Origin of the sequence: Kosakonia sp. HypNH10, from assembly GCF_029850615.1 — a bacterium.
Lineage (GTDB): Bacteria > Pseudomonadota > Gammaproteobacteria > Enterobacterales > Enterobacteriaceae > Kosakonia > Kosakonia cowanii.
The window spans coordinates 234,242-260,801 of record NZ_JAOTIU010000004.1 but is presented as its reverse complement, the minus strand read 5'-3'; the positions used below and the strand labels follow the sequence as shown (position 1 = coordinate 260,801).

Below are 26,560 nucleotides of genomic sequence, written 5' to 3'. Positions count from 1 at the left end.
GTTCATTTTATATACTTTACCTTCGATTTAATGGTCACTATACTTACCAAATTCAATATTAATGGTAAGTATAGTGACCATGACAGCAAGAGATAAACGCAGCGCGGTTATCTTTCCCCGCCATCAGCAAGTGCTTACGCAGTTTGGTGAGAACATCAAACTTGCCCGTAAACGCCGAAAACTCACTCAGACTATGCTCTCAGAACGAACGGGGTTGAGCCGTCTTACCTTGCGGAAAATCGAGCAGGGCGACCCAAAGGTTTCGCTTGGGCACTATGTGGCTGTGCTTGGCGTACTCGGGCTGGTCGATGATTTTCTTCTGCTTGCCAGGGATGATGAGCTGGGGCGCAAGTTGCAGGATATTGAGCTTTTAAGGAAGAGAGGAGAGCCGCGTTAATGACAACGGATGTTTGGGTGTATGCCGACTGGCAAGATTTTGCTGAGCCTGCGCGGGTTGGCCTGCTGCGTGCGGACAGAATACGCAATGGCGAGCATTTTAGTTTTCGCTATGACGATGAGTGGCTAATTTCGCCCTTCGCGCAGAAAGTCGATCCCGACCTGGAACTCTACTCCGGCGAGCAGCACAGCCAGGCATCACGGAATTTTCGCGTTTTTCTCGACTCCTGCCCGGATCGCTGGGGGCGGCTACTGATGAAACGGCGGGAGGCCATTCTTGCCCGGCATGAAGCGCGCCGTCCACGGCAACTGGGCGAAATCGATTTTCTGCTGGGGGTGCATGATTTTCACCGCCAGGGCGCGCTGCGCTTCAAACGCGATCCTGACGGCACTTTTCTTGACGATAATCACCGGTTAGCGGCACCGCCACTGACCTCGTTAAGAGAGCTGGAGCATGCGGCAGAGCAGGTCGAACGTCATGACGAGCGTGACGATGCTGAATATCTAAAATGGCTGGAAATGCTGATGTCACCGGGCTCCTCGTTGGGTGGCGCGCGGCCTAAAGCCAGCGTGCGTGATGAAGATGATCATTTATGGATCGCCAAATTTCCCAGCCGCTACGATGATTACGATATCGCGGCGTGGGAGTTTCTGACCTGGCAACTGGCGCGTAATGCGGGAATCGATATGGCTGAATGCCGTATTGAGCGTTTCGACCGCGAGTACCATACTTTTCTGACTAAGCGCTTTGACAGAACGGCCGATTCGCGGCTGCACTTTACCTCTGCAATGACGCAGCTTGGTTATTACGACGGTGATTACGAGGCGTCTTACCTCGAGCTGGCGCAGTTCCTGACGGAAAAGGGTGCCCGCAGCCGCGACGATTTAGCCCAGCTGTGGCGACGCATCGTTTTCAATATCGCCGTTTCTAATAACGACGATCACCTGCGTAACCACGGTTTTATTTATCAGCAGGGTGGCTGGCGTTTGTCGCCCGCTTATGACATTAACCCGGTGCCGGATGCACAAGGGTTGCATCTTAATATCAGCGATAGCGATAACAGCCTCGATTTTGAACTGGCGATGTCAGTTATCGATTTTTTCCAGTTGAGTCGTTCACAAGCGCACACGATTAAACAAGAAGTACTAAGCAGCGTAAGCCAGTGGCGCAGCCATGCTGAAACGCTGGGCATCGCGCGTAGCGAGCAGGAAAGAATGGCTTCGGCGTTTAACTTTTAATGGAGAACGAGACCGTGCTAACTACCCTTAACCACCTTACGCTGGCGGTCAGCGACCTGGCGCGCAGCGTTGATTTCTACCATCAGTTTCTCGGCCTGAAGCTGCATGCGCGCTGGGATAACGGCGCATATCTCACCTGCGGCGATCTCTGGATTTGCCTCTCCGTCGATGAGGTGCGCCGGGTGACGCCTGCCGATCAAAGCGATTACACCCATTACGCCTTCAGCATTGGCGAGGGCGAACTGGCGGCGTTTATTACGCGGCTGGAACAGGCGGGCGTGGTGAGCTGGAAGGTGAACAAAAGCGAAGGGGCGTCGTACTACTTCCTTGACCCGGACGGTCATAAGCTGGAAGCACATGTCGGCGATCTGGCGCAGCGTCTGGCGGCTTGTCGTGCGAAGCCCTATAAGGGAATGGTGTTTTTTGATTGACCTCCTCGCCTTTCACAATCCATGCTCTTTGCCCCGCCGTTTCTTGATAGTTACCCTGATAACCTTTATCGTGCCCCTCCGCTAATGTGAGGGGACGTAATGACCGAAGATGAACTGTTTGCCCGCCGACCGCTGGGAATGCGCATGGCAATGGTGGTGCGCCAGTGGCGAGCAACCATTGATCATGCCCTGCGCGACACCGGCATCACTCAGTCGAGCTGGACGGTGCTGATGCAGTTGCAGCAACTGGGGGACAATATTTCGGTCAGCGAGCTGGCGGAAGTGCAGGGCATTGAGCTGCCGCCGCTGATGCGCACGCTCGCCCAGCTGGAGACGCAGGGGCTGATTGCGCGTACGACATCGCCGTACGACAAGCGCATCCGCCTGCTGAAATTGACCGCCAAAGGGTGTGCTCTGCTGGAGAAAATCACGCAAGTGATTGAAGCCTGCCAGCTGCGGGCTACGAAGAATATCCCGGCGGAAGATCTGCAAAAGTTCAGCGCCACGCTGAGCCAACTCGCCTGTAATCTGCGCGTGATGCGCGAAGAAGATAATAAAACCGAATAAGAAAATGATGACACCTGAACAAAAATTTGCCCGCTGGGTAAGGGTCAGTATTGCCTCTTTCCTGCTGATGTTTGTCTATTTTATTGTCGCGGATATCTGGATCCCGCTGACGCCGGACTCCACCGTAATGCGCGTGGTGACGCCGATTTCTGCCCGCGTCTCTGGCTATGTTTCTGAGGTTTACGTGCAGAACAACAGCCGGGTGAAGCGCGGCGATCTGCTCTACAGACTCGACGCCACTCCCTTTGAAAACCAGGTGGAAGCCGCGGAGATTGCGCTGGCGCAGGCGCGTCTGACTAATCAACAGCTCGACGCGCAGATCGCTGCTGCGCAGGCAAGCCTGAAAACGGCGCAGCTGACGGCGCAGAATAATCGCGTCACCTTTGAGCGTTACCAGCGACTCGGCAAAATGCAGAGTGTCTCGCAGTCCGATCTCGATAACGTGCGCACCACCTGGCAGGGGAGCGAGCAGTCGGTGACGAACCTTAACGCCAGCATTGAAGCACTGCGTATTCAGCGCGGTGAACGTGATGAAGCACATAACGTCACGCTGCAAAAATATCGCAACGCCCTGCAACAGGCGCAGCTGAACCTTGGCTGGACGCAGGTACGCGCCGAAGCGGACGGCACGGTCAGCAACCTGCAACTCAGCCCCGGTTTTTATGCCCAGGCGGGCGGCGCGTCGCTGGCGCTGGTGCATGAAAAGAGCGATATCGTCGCCGATTTTCGTGAAAAGAGCCTGCGCCATACCCATGTTGGCACCGATGCGGCGGTAGTGTTTGATGCGCTGCCGGGCCAGGTGTTTCACGCGCATGTCACCAGCAGCGATGCGGGGACACTTGCCGGGCAGCAAGCGGTAAACGGCGAGCTATCGAAGCCGGAAACTTCCAACCGCTGGGTGCGCGATGCGCAGCGCATGCGCATTCATGTGGCGCTGGATGAGCCGCTGCCAAAAGAGTTGCCGACCGGCGCGCGCGCCACGGTGCAGCTCTATAACAGCGAAGGGATCTTCGCCCGCTTCTTCTCCGGGCTGCAAATCCGCCTGGTAAGCCTGCTGCACTATGTCTATTAACACGCTGGCCCGCGTCTTTACGCCGCACGGCAATATCGTCTACACGGCGAATGATTTTCGCCAGACGCTGCGCATCGTTTTCTCCGGGATGATCGCCCTGAGCGTGTCGAGCTTTTACAACACGCAGTATGGCGTCTTCTATGTTATCTACCCGGTGATGCTGCTGTCGCTGGTGCCGGTCTTTAACCGCCATGTCGCCAAACAGTTTGTGTTCAGCGCGGTGATTAACTGCATCGAAATGGTGTTTATCATCGGCTATCTGATGCAGTGGCCGGTGATCATGACGCTGGTGGTGTTTGGGCTCTATGTGATGCGTTTTCGCTTTATGAGCAAAGGCCCGCTGTTTCTCTTTGGTTCTACCGGCGTGGTGTGCCAGAGCACGATGCTTAACTTTATGAGCTACCCGTCAAGCGACTGGCACACACTGCTCTTTTCCAATATTGAGGCCAGTATTATGGCCGTCGCCCTTAGCGCGCTGATGCACTTTCTGCTGCCGGACGTCGAGCCGCGCACCCGTCCGCCGCTGATTGAGAAAAACGCTGCGCGGGTGCGCCACGAATCGCTGCTCTCCGGCACGGTGGCGACGATGATTTTTGTTGTCTTCCAGATGAGCGATTTGAGCGATTCCCTTTCGGCATTGATGGCGGGAATTTTGATCCTCTTTCCGATGCACTATCGCGGGTCGGTGCTGAGTTCTTTGTGGCGCGTGGTGGGCGTAGTGCTGGCGTGTCTCTATATCCTGCTGGTGCAGCTGATTCTCTATAACCACAGCAGCCATATGCTGCTGATGATGCCGCTGATCGGCCTGGGGCTGGCGTTTAGCGCGCGGCTGCATGTGATGGAGAAGGTGGGCGCAGGCGTCGGTTTCGCCAGCGTCACCACCATCGGCATTATGTTTGGCCAGAACCTGCACCCGGACACCGACCTGGTGTTCAGTGATTTGTACCGCATTGTCTCCGTCACGGTTTCGCTGGTGGCGACGCTTACGATGGTTTATCTGGTGCACCTGATTTTGAACCGCTTTGAAGCGACACGGTTTGTGATTGAGGAGTGAGTTCACTGCCGGATGGCGCTGCGCTTATCCGGCCTACGGTGTGGTGATGCTTTTGGTCGTACGAGGCGACGAATTGCCGGATGACACTGCGCTTATCCGGCCTACGATTCGCGTGCAGGGCGCTTTTGTAGGCCGGATAAGGCGTGAGCCGCCATCCGGCAGTTCAGAGGGCAGAGAGGTTTAAGAGCGTCGGGATCTGCGACAAGAGGTACAAAATCAGGCCGATACAGCCGCCGACCAGCGTGCCGTTAATGCGGATAAATTGCAGATCCTTGCCGATGTTCAGCTCCACCTGGTAAGACATATCCCGCGCATCCCAGCTCTTCACCGTGTCGCTGATATGACGCGTCAGGAAAGCCGAAAACTCCGGTGCCACGCGATGGGCCGCCTGCTCAAGGTGCTCATTAAGCGAGGCGCGCAGCGCGCCGTCCGCCAGCAGCGTTTCGCCAAACCACAGCCCGGCTTCGCTGATGCGCTTTTGCATCTTTGAATCGTCAGACTGCATATCCGCTTTCATCCAGTTGCGCAGCTCGCCCCACATCTCGCCTACGTAGCGGTTAAAGGCCTCATCATTCTTCAGATACTCTTTGATGTTTTCCGCGCGCTCCGCCATCTCCGGATCGCTTTTCAGGTTAGCGATCAGTTTCATCGTCGCGCGATCGAACGCCTGGCGGATCTGGTGCGTGCGATCGGCATTGATATCATCCAGCAGAGAGTTGACGGCGTCGGAGACCAGCGCCGCGCTCTGCTCCCCCAGCCACTCTTTCGGCAGCACTTTCGCCTTCACCGGATGGTCGGTCTCCAGCCAGTGCACCACCTGGCGGGCGATAAAGGTGCGCGTACCTTCTCGCTGCAACAGCGCAATCAGTTGAGTAATTAACGTGTCCAGCAGCTTCTGATGGCGATTATTACGCGTCAGGCTCTCCAGCATCAGGGCGCTGGTCTGCGTTAAGTCGACTTTATCGATCGCTTTATGCACCGCCCGGCGGATCAGCCGCTGAATACGGCTGTCATCGGTCATCTCGAGAAAGCCGCTCATTACTTGCAACAGATGCGTGCCAACGCGCTGCGCGTTCTCCGGCTGGCTGAACCAGACGCCGATCATCTGCGCGGGCTGATGCCGCTGGATCAGCGCCACCAGCGATTGGGTATCCAGAAACTTCTCCTGCACAAACTGACCGAGATTGTCGCCAATCCGGTCTTTATTGCGCGGAATAATCGCCGTATGGCGAGAAATAAACGGCAGCGGCACGCGGCGAAACAGCGCCACCACCGCAAACCAGTCGGCCAGCGCGCCGACCATCGCCGCTTCGGCAATGGCTTTGACCCCGCTCACCCAGAAGTTCGGCGGCAGAAAGAGAGTGGTAACAAATACCGCGGCGGCGATCAGCAGCAGCGACAGCGCCAGTCGTTTGGCGCGCTTCAGTTCAGCTAATTTTTCCATCTGATAAGCATAGAGCGAGACGAGGGGAAGGTGCAAAGAATCAATTTTGTAGCTACACTGTGCCCACAAATGCACAGGAGGTTATATGGATTCTGTTATCCGATCGCGTATCGACAGTGAACTTAAAGCACGCGCCGGGCTGGTGCTTGAAAATTGCGGCCTCAACTGGAGCACGGCGATACGTCTGTTTGCTGAGCAAATTGTAAAAAACGAAGGGATACCCTTTGAAATTAGTACGAAACCAACCGCCCGGTTACGTAACGCAATGATAGAAGCCGAAGAGATCGCCGCGCAAAAGCAGGGACGCTTTGAGAGTGTTGAACAGCTAATGGACAGCTTAAACGATGGGAAAGAGTAAACGCGCGCGCCTTCCATTCCGCTCCGATTACACCAAAACCTTTGTAAAGGCTTGGGAGCGATACAACAAAGCGGGACGCCGGGATATGCATGAGACGGCTGCTATCATGTCGATGGTGCTCTCCGGCAACCCACTTCCCGCCCACTATAACGATCATGCTTTAACCGGGAATATGCAGGGGTTTCGCGAGCTGCATATTGGCGGCGACTATCTGCTGGTCTATCGCCTTGATGACGAAAAGCATCTGGTGGTATTCACCGATTTGGGTACCCATGCCGAGCTATTCGAATAACGGCCTACAGGGTTTTCCATAAGATCCACCCGCCAAACACCATCAGCACTACGCCCGCGATGCGCTCTATCCAGCAGATGCTGCGGTTCAGACGCCGTTGCAGCGCAGGCAGGCCAATCAGGCTGACCAGCGCTACATCCCACAGCAGCACTACCATCACCATCCAGACACCGCTGACCGATTGTTGCAGTAGCGTCACATCCGGGCCGAGCAGGGCGGTCATTAACGCCAGGTAGAAGAGGGCGTTTTTCGGGTTGAGCAGCGCCGAGCCGAGGCCAAGTAAAAACTGTTTACCGATGCCGGGGCAGCGCCGACGCGTCTCATCCAGCGCCAGCGTTTGCGGGCGGCTACGCACCAGGTGTGAGCCAATCCACAGCAGATAAAGCGCGCCGAGCAGTTCAATGGCGGTAAACAGCCCGCGGAAGTGGCGCAGCGCGCTGGCCCCGATAATCACCAGCAGAATATAGAGCGCGTTACCCAAAGCGATGCCGAGGCAGAGCCCGGCGCTGCCGCGCAGGCGGTAGCGGATGGCGTAACCTATCAGCAGGAAAAAGTCCGGGCCGGGGCTGAGTAGCGCGACAAAATGCGCCAGCGCCAGAGCGGGAAAAGCGGCGGGAAAGATATCCATAGTGACCTCGCATAAAAATTGCGGTCACCATAGCCGCTGCGCGGCGCTATTTATTGTCTGATATTGATCCGAGCGCGTACTGGCGCGGCGTGGCGGCGGTATAGCTGACAAAGGTTTTATGAAAGTGGCTCTGGTCGGCAAAACCGCTCTGGTAGCCGACATCTGCCAGCTTATCTCCGGCGCGCAGCCGGCTTTTGGCAAACTCAACGCGGGCGAGGTTAAGAAAGCTGCCGGGGGTTAAGCCGGTGTCACGCTTGAAGGTGCGGATCAGCGTCTCTTTGCGCAGCGAAAAGGCGTGGGCCAGCGCATCCAGCGTCGGTGGCTGCTGCAAATTCTCCTGCAATGCTATCTGCACCTGCTCGCTAATCGCGCGGAGTGGTTCATCGTCAGGCACTTTCGGTAAGGCGGCGAGCAAAGTCCTGATGGCATCAGGCAATGGCTGCGTCTGGTTGTTCTCCATCAGCGCGACAATATGCAGGAAGTGTTCGAACAACTGCGGATCGCGAATCACCTGCCGGGCGCGGTTTTCATCTGCCAGATAGAGCATATGGTAGCTGCGCGGCTGCCCGGCAAGCGGGTTGCAGCTGTGCGGCGTCAGGGCTGGAATCACAATCAGATCGCCTGGGCGCAGCAGGTACTCCTGCTGGTGGCAGACGCAGCGGGTCTGGCCGTCGATAATCGCGCCGATGGAGAGTTCCGCGTGGCGGTGGCGCTTATACGCCTGCGTGCTGTTGCGGGTGCTACGCAACTCCACGCCGGGCAGCGCCGCTGAGCGGAAAAAGGTTTGTGCGATATCGCGGGTTACGGCCATTCATCACCTCGGTCGGGGGCGGTTTTCCGGTATAACACAGCGCGCCTGGGATCGTGAAACGCGTTGTGCAGAAGCCGCCACATATGGTGGGCGCGGGTTAATCGTCACGGTTTCCAGCGGCGCAGCGGCATGTCGCGCTCGTAGGGCATTGGCGTTGGGTAAGCGATAAATTCGACGATGCTGCCCCACGGCGTGCGGCCATAGCAAAAGCAGTTGCCGTCACCCTTCTCGGTCGGGAAACCGAGCGGCTGCGGCTCGGTAAAGACCTCCCCGCCCGCATCAGAAAACTGTTTCAGCGCGGCGTCAATATCGTCGACATAGACCGCAAAGTGTTGCAGGCCAAAGTCATTTGCCCGCAGTGGTTCACGTTGTGACGGCCCCTGCATTTCAAACAGTTCAATACCCGGCCCGTGTTGCAGCTTGAGCATGCTGACTGCTTTGATCACCGTGCCCGGCACCAGCCGCAGCGTCTTTTGCTGCGCTTCGCTATCGATATCCTCATCTTCCGGTGCGACGGACTGGTAAATCAGCTCCGCGCCCAATGCCTCGGTAAGAAAACGGGTAGCGGCTTTTATATCCGGCACGGTAATACCAATATGATCAATTCCGCGAATGCTCTGCTGCATATTTCCTCCTGTTATTTGTCTGGTATTAAGCATAGCGGAAGCAGACGGGGTGGAAATAAAGCGGCGTTAATTAAGCTTTAATTGAACAAAAAGTGACAGGCAGGAGCGTTTATTTACTTATCCAGAAATAGTTCAGGGTTAAATAAGGTTATGTTACTTTAAAAATAATATAAGCCTTTGATTTTTAATTTCTTGTTTGAGTTTTAAATTTCATGGCGGCAAAAATATCACGCTAAATGAAACATAAGAACACTCCGGATATACTCAACTTTACTTCAGGTCTGCCGACGCTTTACTACCCTTATTACCCTAAGCGGTAAATTAAGGAGACCCATATGGCTTACCAGACAGTGAATCCTTTCAACAATCAGCTGATTAAAGAGTATCCGAACCATAGCGATGCCGATATTGAGGCGACGCTGCGCCAGGCTGACGCCCTTTACCACTCCGAGTGGGCAAAAGGGAGCATCGACCAGCGGCTGCCGGTACTGCATAAACTGGCTGACCTGCTGGAGAGCCATCAGGAGGAGCTGGCGAAAATCGCCACCCAGGAGATGGGGAAACTGATTGCCCAGAGCTGCAGCGAGGTGCAGATCTGCGCGCAGATCGCCCGTTACTATGCGGACAACGCGAAAAAATTCCTCGCCCCGGTGAAATATGACACCGAACTGGGCGATGCCTGGGTTGAGCACCATCCGATCGGCATCATCATGGCGGTCGAGCCTTGGAACTTCCCGTACTACCAGCTCATTCGCGTGCTGGCTCCGAACCTTGCCGCCGGTAACCCGGTGATCTGTAAGCACGCCAGCATCGTGCCGCACTGCGCCGAAGCCTTCGCCCATCTGGTGCGCGAAGCGGGTGCACCGGAAGGGGCATGGACTAACCTGTTTATCTCCTCCGATCAGGTCTCGGCGATTATCGCTGATCCGCGCGTGCAGGGCGCAGCCCTGACCGGCTCGGAAAAAGCGGGTAGTGCAGTGGCGTCGCAGGCGGCGAAGCACATCAAAAAATCGACCCTCGAACTGGGCGGTAATGATGTCTTTATCGTGCTGGATGATGCCGACCTGGAGAAGGCGGTGAAAACCGGTGTGCAGGCGCGTCTGGCTAACGCCGGGCAGGTCTGTACGGCGGCAAAACGTTTTATTGTGCACCAGAAGGTAGCCGATCAGTTCCTGCGCCAGTTCACTGACGCTTTCCAGCAGGTGAAGATGGGCGACCCGCTTGATGAGAGCACCACGCTTGGGCCATTGTCGTCGAAAGATGCGCTGGAGACCCTTAGCAAACAGGTGAGTGAAGCGGTGCAGAAGGGGGCAAAACTCCACTTCGGCGGTAAACCGGCGAACAGCGAAGGTAACTTCTTTGAGCCGACGATTCTGACCCATATTACCCGCGACAACCCGGCGTATTTCGAAGAGTTCTTCGGCCCGGTGGCGCAGATTTATGTGGTGCAGGACGATGAGGAGGCAGTACGCCTGGCGAACGACTCTCATTATGGACTCGGCGGGGCGATCTTCAGCCGCGATATTGAGCGGGCGAAAAGTCTGGCCTCGCGGATTGAAACCGGGATGGTGTACATCAACTGGCTGACCGATACCGCAGCGGAACTGCCATTTGGTGGGGTGAAACGTTCGGGCTTTGGTCGTGAGCTGTCAGATCTGGGGATCAAAGAGTTTGTTAACCAGAAGCTGGTGGTGGTGCGCCAGTAGCCGTAGCTGGCATCGCTTGCCGGATGGCGCTTGCGCTTATCCGGCCTACGCGCGACCCCATATCCATTGTGAGTCGCCATTCCGTTTTGCCGGATGGCGGCGTTGCCTTATGCGGCCTACGGGTCAGCCAGTGCATTTGTTGCTCGGCGTACATACGTGCTGCTGTGTTTTTGTAGGCCTGATAAGCGTAGCGCCATCAGGCTGTTACTTTTTCAGCCCGGCAAACGCCGCTCGTATCTCTTCCTCCGGCAGCTGCACGCCGATAAACACCAGCGTACTGTGCGGTGTTTCGTCACCCCACGGGCGATCCCAGTCCGCGCTGTAGAGGCGCTGCACGCCCTGGAATAACAGGCGGTTCGGCTCGCCATCGATCCACAGCATCCCTTTGTAGCGCAGCAGCTTCTCCGCAAAGCTCAGCAATAGGTTTTCCATCACCCGCGACACCTCGCTGATATCCACCGGGTAATCGAGCTCCACCACAATCGAGCTGATATCGTTCTGCTTATCGGCCATAAAGTGGAAGCGCGGTTTAGCGGTAACCACGTTCTCTTCGAGCATAAAACCGCTGGTATTAAACAGCAGCGCCAGATCGATATCGCCCTGGGTCACGGTGTAGATGGGCGCGCGGGCGTTGATGCGGGCCAACCGTTCGCGTAGCGGCGCGTTATCCGGCGCGACATCGGTTTTGGTCAGCAGAATACGATCCGCGTAACCGACCTGCGATTGCGCCAGCGTAAACTGGTTCATCTGCTCATCGGCATGCACCGCATCGACCAGCGCAATCACGCCGTCGAGCAGATAGCGCTGGCAGAGGATCTCATGAGAGAAGAAGGTCTGAATGATCGGGCCGGGATCGGCCATGCCGGTGCACTCGATCACTAACCGATCAAAATGGAGTTCACCGCGATCGAGCCCGTCGAGCAGATCCAACAACGCATCTTCCAGCTCATTCGAGCGGCTACAGCAGATGCAGCCATTAGTCAGCGTTTTGATCTGCGTGGCGCGATCGCCAATCAGCTGATCGTCAACGGAAACCTCGCCGAACTCATTTTCGATAACCGCAATCTGATAGCCGTGTTGTGCATTAAGGATGTGGCGCAAGAGGGTGGTTTTGCCGGCACCGAGAAAGCCGGTCAGCAGGGTAACTGCAACAGGTGTCATGGACTCTCCTTTAACAACAGCGGACGCCGCCTTTGCCATCGCCGCCGTATCGCGCCTGTTGACGCTCGCGGAAAAACTCTTCGTAGGTCATATAGGGCGTATCGGGATGGTTGGTTTTCATATGATCAACATAGTTGTCATAGTCCGGAATACCAATCAGCATTTTTGCCGCCTGCCCGAGGTACTTTTTAGCCTGGCCTAAGTTACCAAACATTCGCGCCTCCAGATATTGGTAATGCCGGAGAGGGGCGAGCCCGCTCCGGCATTGAGTTGAGATTAATGGTGCGAAGAGGTTTTGACGCCGCCTTCCGGCACCGGCACATACGGTGTCTCTTTATCGGTACGCACCTGGAGCCACGTTTTGATGCCGTAGAAGATGATGCTGTAAACCACCACGAGGAACAGAATGCTTAACCCGGCGTTGGTGTAGTTGTTCACCACGATATGGTTCATGTTGGCAATCTGCTCTGCGCTCAGCTCGCTGCCGCCCGCGGCAATCTTCGCTTTGTACTGGTTAGCCATGTAGAGGAAGCCTTCCAGCTGCGGGTTGCTGCTAAAGAGCTTCAGGCCGAGCGCCCAGGTGGTGCAGATCAGCAGCCAGGTGGCCGGAACGACCGTTACCCAGATGTATTTGGTGCGCTGCATCTTCACCAGGATCACGGTGCCGAGCAGCAGGGCCACGGCGGCCAGCATCTGGTTAGAGATACCGAACAGCGGCCACAGGCTCTTCACGCCGCCTAACGGATCGACCACGCCCTGATAGAGCAGATAACCCCACAGGCCGACGCAACCGGCAGTCCCCACTACTCCGGCGACCAGCGAGTCGGTTTTCTTCAGGAACGGCACGAAGTTACCCAGCAGATCCTGCAGCATAAAGCGGCCTGCGCGGGTGCCCGCATCCAGCGCGGTCAGAATAAACAGCGCTTCAAACAGAATGCCGAAGTGATACCAGAAACCCATATCCGCCATCGGAATGATTTTGTGGAACACATGGGCGATACCGACAGCCAGCGTCGGCGCACCGCCTGCGCGGTTCAACACGGAGGGTTCACCGATATCTTTCGCGGTTTGCAGGATTTGTTCTGGCGAAATCACAAAGCCCCAGGAGCTGACCGTCGCCGCGGCGTGCGCGGTGACATCCTGTAGCTGCGCCATGATCATCGGCGCATTTGCAGTGCCGAGCTCATGCAGGTTTGGCATGGTGATGCCAAGACCCGCAGGCGGCGTGTTCATGGCGAAATAGAGGCCCGGTTCGATAATGGAGGCCGCGACCAGCGCCATCACCGCCACAAAGGACTCCATCAGCATCGCGCCATAACCGATAAAGCGCGCATCGGTCTCATTCGCCAGCAGCTTCGGTGTGGTACCGGAGGCGATCAGCGCATGGAAGCCGGAGACCGCGCCGCAGGCGATGGTAATAAACAGGAACGGGAAGAGGGCACCTTTCCACAGCGGGCCAGTGCCGTCGATATACTGCGTTACCGCAGGCATCTTCAGTTCCGGGTTGAGGATCACAATCCCCAGCGCCAGGCCGACAATCACGCCGATTTTCAGGAACGTTGCCAGGTAGTCGCGCGGGGCGAGGATCAGCCATACCGGCAGCAGGGCAGAGATAAAGGCATAACCAATCAGCGCAAAGGTGATGGTGGTGTCTTTAAAGGTCAGCGCCGGGCCCCAGTAAGGGTCCTGGGAAATCACGCCACCCATCCAGATTGAGGCCACCAGCAGCACAATGCCGATCACCGACACTTCGCCGACGCGGCCCGGGCGCAGAAAGCGCATATAGATGCCCATAAACAGCGCAATCGGCACCGTTGAGCAGACGGTAAAGACGCCCCACGGGCTCTCTGCCAGCGCTTTCACCACGATCAGCGCCAGCACCGCCAGGATGATAATCATGATCAGGAAGCAGCCGAAGAGGGCAATGGTGCCCGGCACGCGGCCCATCTCCTCTTTCACCATCTCGCCGAGCGACGCGCCGTTACGCCGTGACGAGATAAACAGCACCATAAAGTCCTGCACCGCACCGGCCAGCACGACGCCCGCCAGCAGCCAGAGCGTGCCGGGCAGGTAGCCCATCTGCGCGGCGAGCACCGGGCCGACCAGCGGACCGGCCCCGGCGATAGCGGCAAAGTGGTGACCAAACAGCACGTAGCGGTTGGTTGGTACGTAGTTAAGACCGTCGTTATTGATCACCGCAGGTGTGGCGCGGGTTGGATCGAGTTTCATCACCTTCTGGGCGATGTAGAGGCTGTAGTAACGATAAGCAACAAGATAAACAGAGACGGAGGCGACCACGATCCACAGGGCGCTGACATGCTCACCCCTGCGTAACGCGACGACCGACAGACAAAAAGCACCGATGACCCCAAGGATGACCCACGGAACGTGCTTAAAGAGTTTTTTTGTATCCATAGCAGACCTGGTTTTTATCAGAAATAGGGAAGAGATGTGTGTGGTGTTAAACAGGACAAATGCTGCCCGCCATGATGGCAAATCACGCGCGTGAAAGGGGGCGATTTTGCCGAGCGGTTATATAAGCGCGGTGAGCGGTATCGAAGTGGGTCTAAGAGGTTTTACACTGCAACTATTCCGAAAAATTATGTGAGCAAGATCACGTAAGATCGCAACAGGTTAGCCAACGTAACAAGCTGATGCCGCTATTAATATCCCTACAAAATAGTGCATTTACCCATAAAGTTTTTCCTCGTCAGGCCGAAAATCTACTTACTATCTATAAGGAAAGAGAATGATATGTTAACGCGCATCAAAATCGTGACCAGCTTGTTACTGGTTCTCGGATTATTTGGCCTTTTACAACTCACCTCCGGCGGATTGTTCTTTAATTCGCTAAAGCAAGACAAAGAAAACTTCACCGTCCTTCAAACCATTCGTCAGCAACAATCCACGCTTAACGGCAGCTGGGTTGCGCTGCTGCAAACCCGTAACACCCTGAACCGCGCGGGTATCCGCTACATGATGGATCAGAACAATATCGGCAGCGGCGCGACCGTTCCGGAACTGATGCAGATTGCCAGCACCTCGCTAAAACAGGCGGAAGTGAACTGGAATGCCTACCAGGCATTGCCGCGCGATCCGCGTCAGAGCGAAGAGGCGGCGGCGGAGATCAAGCGTAATTACGATATCTACCACAACGCGCTGGCGGATCTGATCCAGTTACTTGGCGCAGGCAAGATCAACGAGTTCTTCGATCAGCCGACGCAAAGTTACCAGGATGGCTTCGAGAAGCAGTATGTCTCCTACTTACAGCAGAACGATCGTCTGTATGACGCCGCCGTGGCTGACAGTGAGAGCTCCTACGGTTCTGCCATCTGGATCATTATCAGCGTGCTGCTGGTGGTGCTGCTGGTGATTATCTCCGTATGGGTCGGCATCAAACGTGCGCTGATCGCACCGCTGAACCACCTGATCGACAACATTCGCCATATCGCCGGTGGCGATCTGGGCCAGCGCATTGAAGTGCAGGGCTCCAACGAAATGGGCGTGCTGGCTGATAGCCTGCGTCATATGCAGGGCGAACTGGTGCGCACCGTTAGCGACGTGCGTAATGGCGCTAACGCGATTTACAGCGGTGCCAGCGAAATCTCCGTTGGTAACAACGATCTCTCTTCACGTACTGAACAGCAGGCCGCTTCTCTGGAAGAGACCGCTGCCAGCATGGAAGAGCTGACCGCGACGGTGAAACAGAACGCCGAGAACGCCCGTCAGGCGAGCAACCTTGCGCTGAGCGCGTCGGAAACGGCACAGAAAGGCGGCAAAGTGGTGGATAACGTGGTGCAGACCATGCGTGATATCACCGCCAGTTCGCAGAAAATCGCTGACATTATTAGCGTGATTGATGGGATTGCCTTCCAGACCAACATCCTGGCGCTCAACGCGGCGGTGGAAGCGGCGCGTGCTGGTGAACAGGGCCGTGGCTTTGCCGTGGTTGCTGGTGAAGTGCGTAACCTTGCCCAGCGCAGTGCCCAGGCAGCGCGTGAGATTAAGAGCCTGATTGAAGACTCTGTTGGACGCGTTGAAGTGGGTTCCACGCTGGTTGAGAGCGCCGGTGAAACGATGGATGAGATCGTTAACGCCGTTACCCGCGTGACCGATATTATGGGCGAAATCGCCTCTGCCTCTGATGAGCAGAGCCGCGGTATCGACCAGGTTGGCCTTGCCGTTGCCGAGATGGATCGCGTCACACAGCAGAACGCCTCGCTGGTGGAAGAGTCTGCCGCGGCGGCCGCCGCGCTGGAAGAGCAGGCCAGCCGTCTGACCGAAGCGGTTGCCGTGTTCCGCCTGATGAACGAGCAGCGTGCTGCTGCGAAAACAGCCGGTGGTAACAAAGCTGCGCCGGCAGTGCTGCCGCGTAAAGCGGTAGCGACCACCTCTGGCGAAAACTGGGAAACCTTCTGATTTCCCGCTGCGCCCTGCTCTGCAGGGCGCGCTTTTACCCTTCGCGTTTCACCACTTTTATCTCTACCAGACCAATTCCCAGCTGACGCGGCGCGTGACCGAGGATATTCCCTTCGTTGGTCGACTGCGGATCCGGCGGCACAATCACCAGCTTGTTACTGCCCGCGCTATTGGTGAAATGGAGCGTAGTGGTGCTTACCTCATGACTTAGCGTCAGCATCTGCTCTTCGTTACCGACACGCACTGGAATCGGGCGATTAGCGTTATCACCAAAGGCTTTCGCGGTGATCACCAGATCGAACTGTGCCGGTAGCGGTTGCTGGTACTCGATAGCCACCTCTTTGCCGAGCTGGGCATTTGACCAGCGCCCCCAGCTTTCCGGGCGGGAGATGCCGTTAAACTGTTTCACCTCTTCCGGCGCGCCCGCGACATTAAAGATAAAGCTGTCCGCTTTGTAGCGAATGTCATTATCAAGGATCTTCAGCGTCTCGACGCTCTTCTGATAGCGATCGGTATCGATAACCGACTGTTTAAACGCCGCTTTCCCCTGCCACTGCGGTTTATCGACGCGCTGCACCTGCTGTTCTCCGCCCAGTTGGCCCTGCGAGACGCACCAGTCGGTTGAAAGAGCGAGTTCAGGAGCCCAGAGCCGTGCCATTTTGTAGCAGCGATCGACCCAGACAAAGTTGTCGCGCGGCGCGAAATCCGCCAGTTGGAAACGCAGCGGCGCGGAGTATTCACTCTCCGGCAACGGCTCGATTTTCTCCGACACGCGCACCAGCAGCGGCAGGCGGAACTGGCTGCCGGAGAAGGTGATGGTCTCTTTTTCGCCATTGATGGTGAAATCTTTCATCTCTTTGGGGAAGTTCCACAGGCGGATGATATCCGGCTTCCACGCCAGCACCTTCTGCTTCATGTTGAGGAAGACGCCGGAGAGCGACTGACCGGAGAGGCTGCTGCGACCGAGGCCGAGGAAGTTATCGCCGCCGAGAATATCGAGCACGGTGGCGCCATTATCCAGCGTGCTGCGCTTAATGCCGGAGAGATCCTGCTGCGGCTGGTCGCCACGCAGGACGAAGAAGAGATTGCTGCGATCCTGCTTGTTCAGGTACTTCCAGGCGCTATTGTTCATCGCCAGATGATCGGACGAGACCACAATGACCGTATCTTTAAACCACGGCGACGCTTTTATCCGGTTAATCAACCTGGCGATATTCTGCTGGCTGCAGGTCACCGCGCTAAATGACTGGTTCACTTTATCGTCATAACGGTAGCTTTTGCGCTCGCAGCCGCGGGAGATAAAGCCGTCCGGGTGGTGGGTATCCACCGTCAGCGCAAACAGGGAGAAGCGCTTCCCGGCGCGGGAGAGAGATTCATACTGCTGCCAGACGGTATCCAGCACCGTATCGTCGTAAAAGCCCCAGTCGTTGCGATAACGGGGATCGGCGACCTGGTTTTTTAGCTCCTCGGCGCCAATCAAATGGTCAAAGCCGTGGGATTTGAGGAACACATCTTTACCGGCAAAACGCAGGTTCGCCCCCTGCACAAAGTGGTTCTCATACCCGGAGTTTTTCAGAATATCGCCGAGGCAGAGATTTTGCGGAAAGAAGCTGGAGACTGAGGCGGAGGCGTTGCCTTCGAACGGCGCGAAGAGCGGAATGCCGCACTGGGAAGAGACCATGCCGGCGATGGTGTAATCGGTGCCCGGCAACTGTTCAGTATGGCTGAAATCGAGGCTTTCGGCTTTCAGCGCGCCAAGCTCCGGCGTCAGTCCGGGAAAAGCATCCTCATTAAAGTAGGTGCGCTCCAGACTTTCGCCGTAGATATAGACCAGGTTCAGTTGTGGATTGGGGATCTGTTTTGCAGGCACTTTGTACCAGGCGGCAAAATCGGGATCGCTTTCGCGGGTTTGCGACTTCACAAGCTCCGTTATCTGGCGAAAGGCCGGGCTGGCATCCACCGATCCTAAGGCCAGCGCCAGCGCCAGCAGGCTGTAACCGAAATGGTGGGGCATATGACGGCGACGGCGCAGCACCCAGCCGAGCGCGCAAAAGACGGCGACCAGCGCCAGCACTAAGCCTGCGCCGGGCAGCAGATATTTGCCGATGCCCGCGCCGGTCAGGCTGTTGGTGAGGGTATAGATCACCGCATCGTTAATACCGTCGCCGGTAAAGTAGTTGCTGGCATAAAGGGTGATGTTTAATAGAACGAACAGGCCTAATACGAGAAGCGTGGCGCTAAACCACCACTTATTGCGGCCCGCTTTCGTAGCATAAATCGCCACCGAGGCGATAAACAGGGCAAGGGAGAGCAATCCGGACAACCGTTATTCCTCAAAAGTGCCAGAGATATTACTGGTCATGAATATTTGTAACAGGAAGCATAATTTAATGACGATGTCACACACCTGCAATTGTAGTGTCATCTTATTGGCGGTTTATTCAGAATTGGTTTAGAAAGCGGGAAAGGTGATCGCTATCGCACAGCGAGAAAAGGAGAAAAACGCCGCGTTGGAGATAACACGGCGTTGAAGCGGCTGATTCTAGTACTCTTTACCGGTGACGCGGCTGCGGTAGCTGTCCCAGTTGAAGATGACCCACAAACTGTTGCCGAGGCGCATGCGATCCATCACGCGTTCGCCGAGCAGCTTATTCATCTCATCCATATTGCTGTTGGTCAGCATGCCGGTCGGGCGCTTAGAGGAGGAGCGGCGATCGACAATCTGATTGATGATCACTTTTTCGTAGCGCGACTCGGTCTGCATACCAATTTCGTCGATCACCAGCAGATCGACGCTGCTTAAATCGTTCAGCAGCTGCTCTTCGCTGCTTTCGCGGTTGCCGAAGGTCTCTTTCATCGCCGACATGATGTCCGCTACGGTGATAATCAGCACCGATTTACCGCGCAGTAGCAGTTCGTTGCAGATGGCGGCGGCAAGATGATTTTTGCCGGTGCCCGGCTTGCCGGAGAAGATAAAGCTGGCAATGTTGCCATCAAACTCTTCGACATACTGCCGCGCCTGGCTGAGGGCGCGCATCTGGCCTTCCGTCTCGACGCGATAATTATCAAAAGAGCAGTTTTGATGCAGAGGACGGATGCCGGAACGGTTAAAGGTGCGCTGCATCTTCATGGCGCGGTTTTCACGCTCAAGCGCCGCCGAGCGCAGTTCGCCCTGCTGCTTTTGCCAGGCCATCAACTCTTCGCTGTTTTTGAACGCCGGTTCGACGTGAGCCGGGATCATCTTTTGCAGCCGCTTCATCAATTCGCCAACGTTTTTCATCGCTAACCTCGAAAGCCAGGTGGAATGTGGTTGTCCGGTTCAGAGAGCGTGTTGATATCGCGCTTCGCCGCGCCGCTCTGGCTGCTGCGCCCGATTTGCAGGCTGCGCGCCAGCTTCTGCTGCCACTGCACGTGGTGGAAGACTTTCCCTTCCGCCTGCCAGTAAGCGACAAACGACGCCAGCTCTTCCGGCGTGGCTGGCTGGGTGAGGGCGATGCCCCACAGCGCGGCCAGGCGCTGAAAATCGGCGTCTGGCTGCCAGCCCGGATACATAGCGAATTTGCCCATCGGCACGCTTACCGGCGTGGCGGTGGGCTCTTCATAGAATTGCGCATCAAGCGACACGTCGCTTGGCGGGCGCGAAAGCTGCGCTTCCAGCGCCAGTAGCTGTTCAAGGCGCTCGGTGGTGAGCGCGTAAAACGCGGGGCTGTTATTTGCAAATACGGCGACGGTACCGCCTTCCGCGCGCGCCAGTATCGCGGCGTTATCGCGCATAAATTCATCAATGCCGATAACATTCGACGTCAGGATTCTGGAAGACATAACACGTTCTCAAACAGGGTAACGACAGAAAGAGTAGCGGGCACAGTACAGGCCGCCGACAGAAAGGCACATAGTAACACAGCGCGCGGAAAGGGGATCACAGCACGAAAAAAGCCGGGTTGCCCCGGCTTTGTCATTTCCCAAACGTGCTGGCTAAAAACGCGTTACGCGATGATGTTCAGCGTAACGTCGATGTTGCCACGGGTGGCATTGGAGTAAGGGCAGACGATGTGCGCGGCGTCGACCAGTTTTTTCGCTTCTTCAGCGTCCATCCCCGGCAGGTGAATGTTCAGTTTGGCTTCAATACCAAAACCGGTCGGCAACGGGCCGATACCCACTTCACCTTCGATAAAGGCTTCTTTAGGCATGCTGATCTTGTCGCGGCCAGCCACGAACTTCATCGCGCCGAGGAAGCAGGCAGAGTAGCCTGCGGCAAACAGCTGCTCCGGGTTGGTTACTTCACCGCCCGCGCCGCCCATCTCTTTCGGCACACCCAGTTTGACGTCGAGAACGCCGTCAGAAGAGGTTGCGCGGCCGTCACGGCCTCCGGTTGCTTTGGCTTTGGCAGTGTAAACAACTTTTTCTAAAGACATGACAGGTTCCTTATTATCTTGAGTGTTTGCTATAAAATAGCGTGCGATTTATATATCAGCATAAATACCCGAAAGGGAATTTATGCCTGGTGAAACTGTTGGCGAAACTGCTCCAGCTGCTTTTTGACGTCGTTCAGCGTTGCATCATCGCAGGCCACCGCGCAGCGTATCGCTTCGGGGATGGCTTTTGCCTGCTGCTGTAACTCACGGCCGCTTTCGCTCAGGGTGATAACCACCTGGCGTTCATCATGGCGCGAACGCTGGCGATCGATCAGCCCGGCGCTTTGCAGACGTTTTAACAGCGGCGTCAGCGTGGCGGAGTCGAGGAACAGACGCTCGCCAATCTCCGACACCGTAAGATCGTCCTTCTCCCACAGCACCAGCATGACCAGATACTGCGGATAGGTCAGGTTCATCGGCGTTAACAACTGCCGATAAAGCTTATGCAGCGCCAGGTTTGTTGAGTAGAGCGCAAAACAAAACTGGTTATCTAACGCGAGCTGCTCGTTCGCGGTGGAAGTTGAGTTTTTCTTCATGGTTTTAAATATAGGTAGCGCACGATTTAATTGCAAGTTATTTTTGGGCCGCTTAAACGCGCGGCCGTCTGCGGTAGATCCACAACCCCGGCAGGGATAAACCGATCGACAGCGCGCCAACGATCGAGCAGGCCTTCAGGAAGTTGGTCAACAGCAGGATCATTAATGCTTCACTGTAGCCGACGTGGCTAATTTTTACCGCCGAGATCATCGCCGTATAGGCTGAAATTCCCGGAAACATGGGAATGACCGCTGCCACAGTAAAGACTTTGGGGTGCGCCAGATACCATCGCGACCAGCGGATCCCAATGCAGCCTACCAGCATTGAGGCGACAAACGTCGACCATTCGATATTAAAACCCCAGTGCATCATGGCGAAACGCGATCCGTGACCGATAGCACCCAGCAGCGCGCACCAGCGCAGCGCGCGGTGAGGGACATTAAACACCATCGCAAACCCGACCGCCGGAATAGCGGCCAGGAGCATATCTTGTGCCAGTGCGTAGAAGAACGACATTATATCCATCCGCGCAGCCCCCAGAGTGTCATCGCCATCACCACGCCGATACAGGTCGCGAGTGTTAACAGGCTGGCAATCGCCCAGCGCGCCAGCCCGGTATTAATATGCCCTTTAAACATGTCGGCCACAGAGTTAATAAGCGGAAAACCCGGCACCAGCAGCAGCACGCTGGCGGCCATCGCCACCGTTGAGGAGTGCAGAAAAGCGGGCAGGGTGAGCAGCAGCCCGGAAACGGTAGTGGCGACAAAAGCGGTGATGCAAAAGTTGATTTGCGGATGCATATGCCTTCCTGCCAGCAGCAGACGGACATACATTGCGAAGCTGCTGGCGCAAAAGGTGATAAACGCACCGTCCCAGCCGCCGCGATTGAGTTTGCAGAAACAGGCGCAGGAGAGCCCGACCATTAGCGTCACCAACCAGCGCGGATAGCGCAGCGGTTTTAGCTGGGCGAAGCGTTTTTCAACATCCTGAAGATCCAGCAGCTTGTGCTCGGCGAGAATGACGATATGTTGCACCTCCGTCACCATATGCATATTGATGCCGCGATCGCTGCTTTTGCGCGTTGAGGTGAGACAGTGGCCCTCTTTAATGGTGGTTAACACAATGGCATTTGAGGAGATCAGGCTCTCGACGCTGTCCATACCGAGGGCTTTCCCCAGGCGCGTCGACAGCTCCTCCACCAGCGCGCTCTCTGCGCCATGCTGTAACAAAAAAAGGCCGCACTGAATACACAAGCGCGTAATGGTTCGCTGCGTTGAGTGGTCTGTTTGCATGCTTGCCCTGGTTATCTGGTCACACCGCTCGCAAAGGGGGAACGGAACACCTCTTTTTAGCACAAGAGCGGGTGAGGCTGGCGCTAACGCAGATCAAGAAGTGTGCAATAAATTCTGGTAATGAGTCGCCTTTGATTATTTACCATAGCAATAGACCTAAGAATATTATTACAAAGGCCATATAAATTACGGCGACATATTACGGATAATCCTGGTAAGCGTTAATATTCTTACTTTACACGGACGCTTAAATATTTATTAAGGTTATTGATCTTTTATTAACTATATACAATTTGATTGTATTCTTTTAATTATTTTATTTTTAATAAGGCACTAAGTATTTGAAGAGTCCTTGTGCTATGTTGTCACGCACGTTGGCAATATTATGATTTTAAATATTTATATTAAATAGCTAATCATAAACTCCAACAATTCTTATAACGGCTGGTTCGGAACATTATTGCTAATTTACGCAATATTGGTACCGATTGAGTAAATACTCATTACGAGGATTGATAGAGAGCGCAAATGGAAGCGGAGGTTTTTATGCTATCACCAGGCGGCAATCACGGGATTATTATTAGCCAGGCTCCCGTACTTAGGGCCGGTATTGGCAGCATATTTGAGCATCATTTTCCTGAGTATCCGGTAACGCATTACGCCACGATAGAGGAGGTCACGCTGCCGCAGTTAGCGGGTAGCGGCTTGGTTATCATTGATTTCTCCGGTGGGTTGCGGTCTGCGCAGCAGCGCTGTGAACACTACTACACCTTAATCTCGCAGTGCGATAAAACGCGCTGGCTCTTCTTTATTTCCCCAGAATTTTATCCTGATGCGGTGGACTTTTTAATCCAGCCGCAAACCATGCTGCTCGCCGATATTGAGCCGATCGAAAGTGTGGTTAATGCGCTACGCGGCGGAGATGAAAACGCTCCTAAAGTGAGTCCGACGCTACTTTCTGCGGTACGACAGCACTGTGCAGAGTCGCCAGCGCCGCGAAAATTACTCACCTTTTCCGAACGGAAAGTGTTACGCCTTCTTGGAAAGGGGTGGGGAATAAACCAAATCGCCATGTTGCTCAAAAAAAGCAACAAAACCGTCAGCGCGCAGAAAAATAGCGCAATGCGACGTTTATCGCTGCGCAGTAATGCAGATTTGTACACGTGGATTAATAGCCATCAGGGTATGAAAGAGCTGAATTTAGGATCAGCATATGGAGACCATAATGAATGGAAAACATTAGCCAAGCGGGACATGTAGCCATCATTGAAAAATGCATGATGAGTCGGGAAGGGTTGCAGAGTTTATTCAGCGAGCCCGTTTTTGCAAACTACTCTTTTCATTTTTTTAAGGATCATATTGCCTTTAGGCAGGCATTAAAAAAGTCTACCTATTTCTCGGTCATCTATTCGCTTTTTGGTCAGCGTAAAGAGCGGCGCGAATGCCTGATGTGTCTGCATCTGCTCTCGCTCTCCTGCCCGGGCGTTCAGCGCATTGTGCTGGCGGGAGATGACAGAGAAGCGCGGCTGGTGGGGCATCTCTCGCCGTCGCGCCTGCACGGTATTTTAAGTAAATCATCAGAGCTGCCGATGCTGCTTGAACAACTCACTACGCTGCTTGGCGAAACCCGGCGGGTTAACGAAAACATGATTAATCATGGCTACGTCAGCCAGTTTCGTATGCTGAGCCCAACTGAAAGGGAGATTTTGCACTATATGACGCGGGGCTTTTCCATTGCAGAGATTGCCTCGCAGCTGGACCGCAATGTGAAAACCATCCGCGCGCATAAATTTAATGCCATGACAAAATTGGGCGTGACATCCGATGTCGGTTTACTTGATGCCGCGGATATTCTGACCTGGATTCCGCCCAGTACCCGGGCGGCATCAGAGCTGATGTAACGCTCGCCACATTGCGCATAAGCGCCAGGACCGGGCCTGGCGCAGAAACACTACAGGCAAACGTCAATCCACTTTGCAGAGGTTAGTGCCGCCATGCGTTCCGGTGAGATACGGACCGCGCTATGAATAGCGCCCGCCGCCGGTAACACTTCCGGGTACTGCCTGAGCGAAACATCGCAATAGACCGCCAGCGGAGTTTCCAGCCCAAAAGGGCAGACGCCACCGACCGGATGACCAGTAATGGTGACCACTTCATCACTGCTCAACATCCGCGCTTTGGCACCAAAGGTGTTTTTCAGTTTTTTATTATCAAGCCGGGCGTCCCCTTTCGCGACAACCAGAATGACCTCGTTTTTCACCTTCAACGACAGCGTCTTGGCGATCTGTCCCGGCTCGACGCGATGGGCCGCCGCAGCCAGCGCAACGGTTGCCGTGCTTTGATTGAGTTCAATAATATCGATATCGGGGGCGTTATCGGCAAAGAATTGCCGCACGGACTGCAAACTCATGATGTTCTCCTGCGAAAGACCGCAGCTAATCTGTCACAAGCGAGTTATCTCTGTAAATAATCCTTCATGACAAACCGCTTACATTACGTTTCTCGATCCCCTTCACAATCGCGGAAACCGGTTACATGAACCAGTTGCAGTGTTGTCAGGGCAGGTTAATACTCATTTTGTCACTCCCCCTGACCCTAAAATAAAAAAGAGCCTCTTATGAAACCTACCCTACTCAGTTGTAATGCTGGCCTGACAATCAGCATGGTTTCAACCATCCGAAACCGATCGCGGCACGGCTGCACCGCTGCTGTTGCCATTACCTTGCAACTCTGACAGGAGATCGACGATGTCTGCTAACCATGCTGCGTTCAACCTTATCTTTCGGTTTATTGAAAACTACGTCAGCCCGATAGCCGGGCGTATCTCTTCCCAGCGTCACGTTATGGCGATCCGCGATGGCTTTATCTCCGCGATGCCTTTCATGATCGTCGGCTCATTTTTACTGGTGTTTGCTTACCCGCCTTTTTCGCCGGATACCACATGGGGCTTTGCCCGCGGCTGGCTGGATCTGGCGAAGCAGTATGAAGGGCGGATCCTCACGCCGTTTGATATGACGATGGGGATCATGTCGATCTACATTTGCGCCGCTATCGCCTACAACCTTGGCAAGCACTACGCGAAGTCATATCAGCTTGATCCCTTTATGTGCGCAATGCTCTCGCTGATGGCATTTTTACTGGTTGCCGCGCCGAAAACCAGCGGCACGCTGCCGGTGGACAGCCTTGGCGGCACCGGGATTTTCACCGCGATCCTGGTGGCAATCTACTGCGTAGAGATGATGCGGTTTCTGAAGGCGCACAATATCGGCATCCGCTTGCCGGACCAGGTGCCGCCGATGATTAAGAACTCCTTCGATCTGCTGATTCCGGTGCTGGTGGTGGTACTGACGCTCTATCCGCTCAGCCTGCTGATTCAGTCCCAGTTCAACATGCTCATCCCGCAGGCGATCATGGCGCTGTTTAAACCGCTGGTGTCGGCGGCAGACTCTCTGCCTGCGATCCTGCTGGCGGTGATCATTGGTCATCTGCTCTGGTTTGCCGGTATCCACGGCGCAGCGATTGTCTCCGGCATGCTGCAAATGTTCTGGCTGACCAACCTGGGTATCAACCAGAGCGCGCTGGCACAGAGCGCGCCGCTGCCGCACATCTTTATGGAGGCATTCTGGACCTTCTTTATTGTGATTGGTGGGTCGGGTGCGACGATGGGGCTGGTGTTCTGCTACCTGCGCAGCCGCTCGGTCCATTTACGATCGATTGGCCGTCTCAGCGTTGTGCCAAGCTTGTTTAACATTAATGAACCGGTGATTTTCGGCACGCCGATTGTGATGAATCCGGTGTTCTTTATCCCCTTCCTGCTGGCACCGACGCTCAACGCGATCATTGCCTGGGCGGTGATGAAGATGGATCTGATTGGCCGCGTGATTTCGGTTGTGCCGTGGACTGCACCCGCGCCGATTGGTGCCGCGTGGGCACTAGGCTGGGATTTCCGTGCCGCCGTGCTGGTTCTGCTCCTCGCCGCGATCTCGGCGGTTATTTACTACCCCTTCTTCAAGGTGTATGAGAAGCAGCTGCTGGAGCAAGAGGCAGAAGAGGCGCGCCGCGCAGAAGAGGAGAATCGACAGGTTGCCTGATACAAAAAAGGGGCGAATCAT

At 55.4% G+C, this 26,560-nt stretch carries 28 protein-coding genes; 13 read left to right on the top strand and 15 right to left on the bottom strand.

Annotated features, from left to right (window positions below; translation table 11 throughout):
• The first annotated feature begins 79 nt into the window (after positions 1-79).
• From N7V53_RS13570 to N7V53_RS13545, 6 genes are all read left to right on the top strand, one after another.
• A complete protein-coding gene (locus N7V53_RS13570; RefSeq protein WP_263753316.1) occupies positions 80-397 on the top strand; it encodes a helix-turn-helix transcriptional regulator in 318 nt (105 codons plus the stop codon).
• Complete coding sequence (locus N7V53_RS13565) at positions 397-1,635, top strand: type II toxin-antitoxin system HipA family toxin (RefSeq protein ID WP_279793672.1); 1,239 nt, start codon at positions 397-399, stop codon at positions 1,633-1,635. The genes N7V53_RS13570 and N7V53_RS13565 overlap by 1 nt, the downstream gene beginning before the upstream one ends.
• A 14-nt stretch (positions 1,636-1,649) precedes the next feature.
• Positions 1,650-2,066 carry a FosA family fosfomycin resistance glutathione transferase gene (locus N7V53_RS13560; protein WP_279793671.1) on the top strand — a complete coding sequence of 139 codons (417 nt, stop codon included), beginning with the start codon at positions 1,650-1,652 and terminating at the stop codon, positions 2,064-2,066.
• Positions 2,067-2,165: 99 nt separating this feature from the next.
• A complete protein-coding gene (locus N7V53_RS13555) occupies positions 2,166-2,633 on the top strand; it encodes a MarR family transcriptional regulator (RefSeq protein WP_279793670.1) in 468 nt (155 codons plus the stop codon).
• Positions 2,634-2,637: 4 nt separating this feature from the next.
• Positions 2,638-3,705 carry an HlyD family secretion protein gene (locus N7V53_RS13550; RefSeq protein ID WP_279793669.1) on the top strand — a complete coding sequence of 356 codons (1,068 nt, stop codon included), beginning with the start codon at positions 2,638-2,640 and terminating at the stop codon, positions 3,703-3,705.
• The gene (locus tag N7V53_RS13545) at positions 3,695-4,759 is read left to right on the top strand and encodes a DUF2955 domain-containing protein (protein ID WP_023480294.1); all 1,065 of its coding nucleotides are present in this window, start codon (positions 3,695-3,697) and stop codon (positions 4,757-4,759) included. Before N7V53_RS13550 ends, N7V53_RS13545 begins: the two co-directional genes overlap by 11 nt.
• 163 nt (positions 4,760-4,922) lie before the next feature.
• Here the strand turns inward: N7V53_RS13545 and N7V53_RS13540 are convergent, their stop codons facing one another.
• Positions 4,923-6,203 carry a DUF445 domain-containing protein gene (locus N7V53_RS13540; protein WP_279793668.1) on the bottom strand — a complete coding sequence of 427 codons (1,281 nt, stop codon included), beginning with the start codon at positions 6,201-6,203 and terminating at the stop codon, positions 4,923-4,925.
• Between the two features lie 85 nt (positions 6,204-6,288).
• Here N7V53_RS13540 and N7V53_RS13535 point away from each other — a divergent pair, with 85 nt between their 5' ends.
• A complete protein-coding gene (locus N7V53_RS13535) occupies positions 6,289-6,561 on the top strand; it encodes a type II toxin-antitoxin system RelB/DinJ family antitoxin (protein WP_279793667.1) in 273 nt (90 codons plus the stop codon).
• Entirely contained in the window at positions 6,548-6,853 is a 306-nt protein-coding gene (locus N7V53_RS13530; protein ID WP_054802758.1) for a type II toxin-antitoxin system YafQ family toxin, read from the top strand. Before N7V53_RS13535 ends, N7V53_RS13530 begins: the two co-directional genes overlap by 14 nt.
• Positions 6,854-6,857: 4 nt before the next feature.
• On the opposite strand, the gene N7V53_RS13525 is transcribed toward N7V53_RS13530, so the two are convergent.
• The 3 genes from N7V53_RS13525 to N7V53_RS13515 form a co-directional block, all read right to left on the bottom strand.
• Positions 6,858-7,481 (bottom strand): LysE family translocator, encoded by a 624-nt coding sequence (locus N7V53_RS13525; RefSeq protein WP_279793666.1) that lies wholly within the window; start codon positions 7,479-7,481, stop codon positions 6,858-6,860.
• Between the two features lie 46 nt (positions 7,482-7,527).
• On the bottom strand, positions 7,528-8,292 hold the full coding sequence (locus N7V53_RS13520; RefSeq protein WP_279793665.1) for an AraC family transcriptional regulator: 765 nt from the start codon (positions 8,290-8,292) through the stop codon (positions 7,528-7,530).
• Positions 8,293-8,396: 104 nt separating this feature from the next.
• A complete protein-coding gene (locus N7V53_RS13515; RefSeq protein ID WP_279793664.1) occupies positions 8,397-8,918 on the bottom strand; it encodes a VOC family protein in 522 nt (173 codons plus the stop codon).
• Positions 8,919-9,253: 335 nt separating this feature from the next.
• Here N7V53_RS13515 and N7V53_RS13510 point away from each other — a divergent pair, with 335 nt between their 5' ends.
• Positions 9,254-10,624: an NAD-dependent succinate-semialdehyde dehydrogenase gene (locus N7V53_RS13510; protein ID WP_279793663.1), complete on the top strand. Its 1,371-nt coding sequence runs from the start codon at positions 9,254-9,256 to the stop codon at positions 10,622-10,624.
• Positions 10,625-10,828: 204 nt separating this feature from the next.
• On the opposite strand, the gene yjiA is transcribed toward N7V53_RS13510, so the two are convergent.
• The 3 genes from yjiA to N7V53_RS13495 form a co-directional block, all read right to left on the bottom strand.
• Positions 10,829-11,785: a GTPase gene (gene yjiA, locus N7V53_RS13505; RefSeq protein ID WP_279793662.1), complete on the bottom strand. Its 957-nt coding sequence runs from the start codon at positions 11,783-11,785 to the stop codon at positions 10,829-10,831.
• A gap of 10 nt (positions 11,786-11,795) precedes the next feature.
• The gene (locus tag N7V53_RS13500; RefSeq protein WP_054802764.1) at positions 11,796-11,999 is read right to left on the bottom strand and encodes a YbdD/YjiX family protein; all 204 of its coding nucleotides are present in this window, start codon (positions 11,997-11,999) and stop codon (positions 11,796-11,798) included.
• A gap of 62 nt (positions 12,000-12,061) precedes the next feature.
• On the bottom strand, positions 12,062-14,200 hold the full coding sequence (locus N7V53_RS13495) for a carbon starvation CstA family protein (RefSeq protein ID WP_279793661.1): 2,139 nt from the start codon (positions 14,198-14,200) through the stop codon (positions 12,062-12,064).
• A gap of 339 nt (positions 14,201-14,539) precedes the next feature.
• Here N7V53_RS13495 and tsr point away from each other — a divergent pair, with 339 nt between their 5' ends.
• Complete coding sequence (gene tsr / locus N7V53_RS13490; RefSeq protein WP_279793660.1) at positions 14,540-16,204, top strand: methyl-accepting chemotaxis protein; 1,665 nt, start codon at positions 14,540-14,542, stop codon at positions 16,202-16,204.
• 34 nt (positions 16,205-16,238) lie between these two features.
• Here the strand turns inward: tsr and opgB are convergent, their stop codons facing one another.
• The 7 genes from opgB to N7V53_RS13455 form a co-directional block, all read right to left on the bottom strand.
• Positions 16,239-18,527 (bottom strand): phosphatidylglycerol--membrane-oligosaccharide glycerophosphotransferase, encoded by a 2,289-nt coding sequence (gene opgB, locus N7V53_RS13485; RefSeq protein ID WP_279793659.1) that lies wholly within the window; start codon positions 18,525-18,527, stop codon positions 16,239-16,241.
• Between the two features lie 219 nt (positions 18,528-18,746).
• Positions 18,747-19,484 (bottom strand): DNA replication protein DnaC, encoded by a 738-nt coding sequence (dnaC, locus tag N7V53_RS13480; protein ID WP_023480325.1) that lies wholly within the window; start codon positions 19,482-19,484, stop codon positions 18,747-18,749.
• Positions 19,485-19,486: 2 nt separating this feature from the next.
• Entirely contained in the window at positions 19,487-20,026 is a 540-nt protein-coding gene (gene dnaT, locus N7V53_RS13475) for a primosomal protein DnaT (protein WP_279793658.1), read from the bottom strand.
• 164 nt (positions 20,027-20,190) lie between these two features.
• Positions 20,191-20,619 carry an organic hydroperoxide resistance protein gene (locus N7V53_RS13470; RefSeq protein ID WP_279793657.1) on the bottom strand — a complete coding sequence of 143 codons (429 nt, stop codon included), beginning with the start codon at positions 20,617-20,619 and terminating at the stop codon, positions 20,191-20,193.
• Between the two features lie 80 nt (positions 20,620-20,699).
• Positions 20,700-21,155, bottom strand: coding sequence for a MarR family transcriptional regulator (locus N7V53_RS13465; RefSeq protein ID WP_124969987.1), 456 nt, complete (start codon positions 21,153-21,155; stop codon positions 20,700-20,702).
• Positions 21,156-21,207: 52 nt separating this feature from the next.
• Positions 21,208-21,681 carry a threonine/serine exporter gene (locus tag N7V53_RS13460; RefSeq protein ID WP_034813370.1) on the bottom strand — a complete coding sequence of 158 codons (474 nt, stop codon included), beginning with the start codon at positions 21,679-21,681 and terminating at the stop codon, positions 21,208-21,210.
• Positions 21,672-22,448: a threonine/serine exporter ThrE family protein gene (locus tag N7V53_RS13455; RefSeq protein ID WP_279793656.1), complete on the bottom strand. Its 777-nt coding sequence runs from the start codon at positions 22,446-22,448 to the stop codon at positions 21,672-21,674. Before N7V53_RS13455 ends, N7V53_RS13460 begins: the two co-directional genes overlap by 10 nt.
• A gap of 546 nt (positions 22,449-22,994) precedes the next feature.
• On the opposite strand from N7V53_RS13455, the gene N7V53_RS13450 reads away from it, so the two are divergent.
• The gene (locus tag N7V53_RS13450) at positions 22,995-23,708 is read left to right on the top strand and encodes a LuxR C-terminal-related transcriptional regulator (protein ID WP_124971593.1); all 714 of its coding nucleotides are present in this window, start codon (positions 22,995-22,997) and stop codon (positions 23,706-23,708) included.
• A gap of 20 nt (positions 23,709-23,728) precedes the next feature.
• The gene (bglJ, locus tag N7V53_RS13445) at positions 23,729-24,349 is read left to right on the top strand and encodes a DNA-binding transcriptional activator BglJ (protein WP_023480283.1); all 621 of its coding nucleotides are present in this window, start codon (positions 23,729-23,731) and stop codon (positions 24,347-24,349) included.
• A 50-nt stretch (positions 24,350-24,399) separates the two neighbouring features.
• Here bglJ and N7V53_RS13440 read toward each other — a convergent pair whose 3' ends face one another.
• The gene (locus N7V53_RS13440; protein ID WP_124969981.1) at positions 24,400-24,858 is read right to left on the bottom strand and encodes a YbaK/EbsC family protein; all 459 of its coding nucleotides are present in this window, start codon (positions 24,856-24,858) and stop codon (positions 24,400-24,402) included.
• 337 nt (positions 24,859-25,195) lie between these two features.
• On the opposite strand from N7V53_RS13440, the gene N7V53_RS13435 reads away from it, so the two are divergent.
• Positions 25,196-26,539 (top strand): PTS transporter subunit EIIC, encoded by a 1,344-nt coding sequence (locus N7V53_RS13435; protein ID WP_023480312.1) that lies wholly within the window; start codon positions 25,196-25,198, stop codon positions 26,537-26,539.
• The last annotated feature ends 21 nt before the right edge of the window (positions 26,540-26,560 follow it).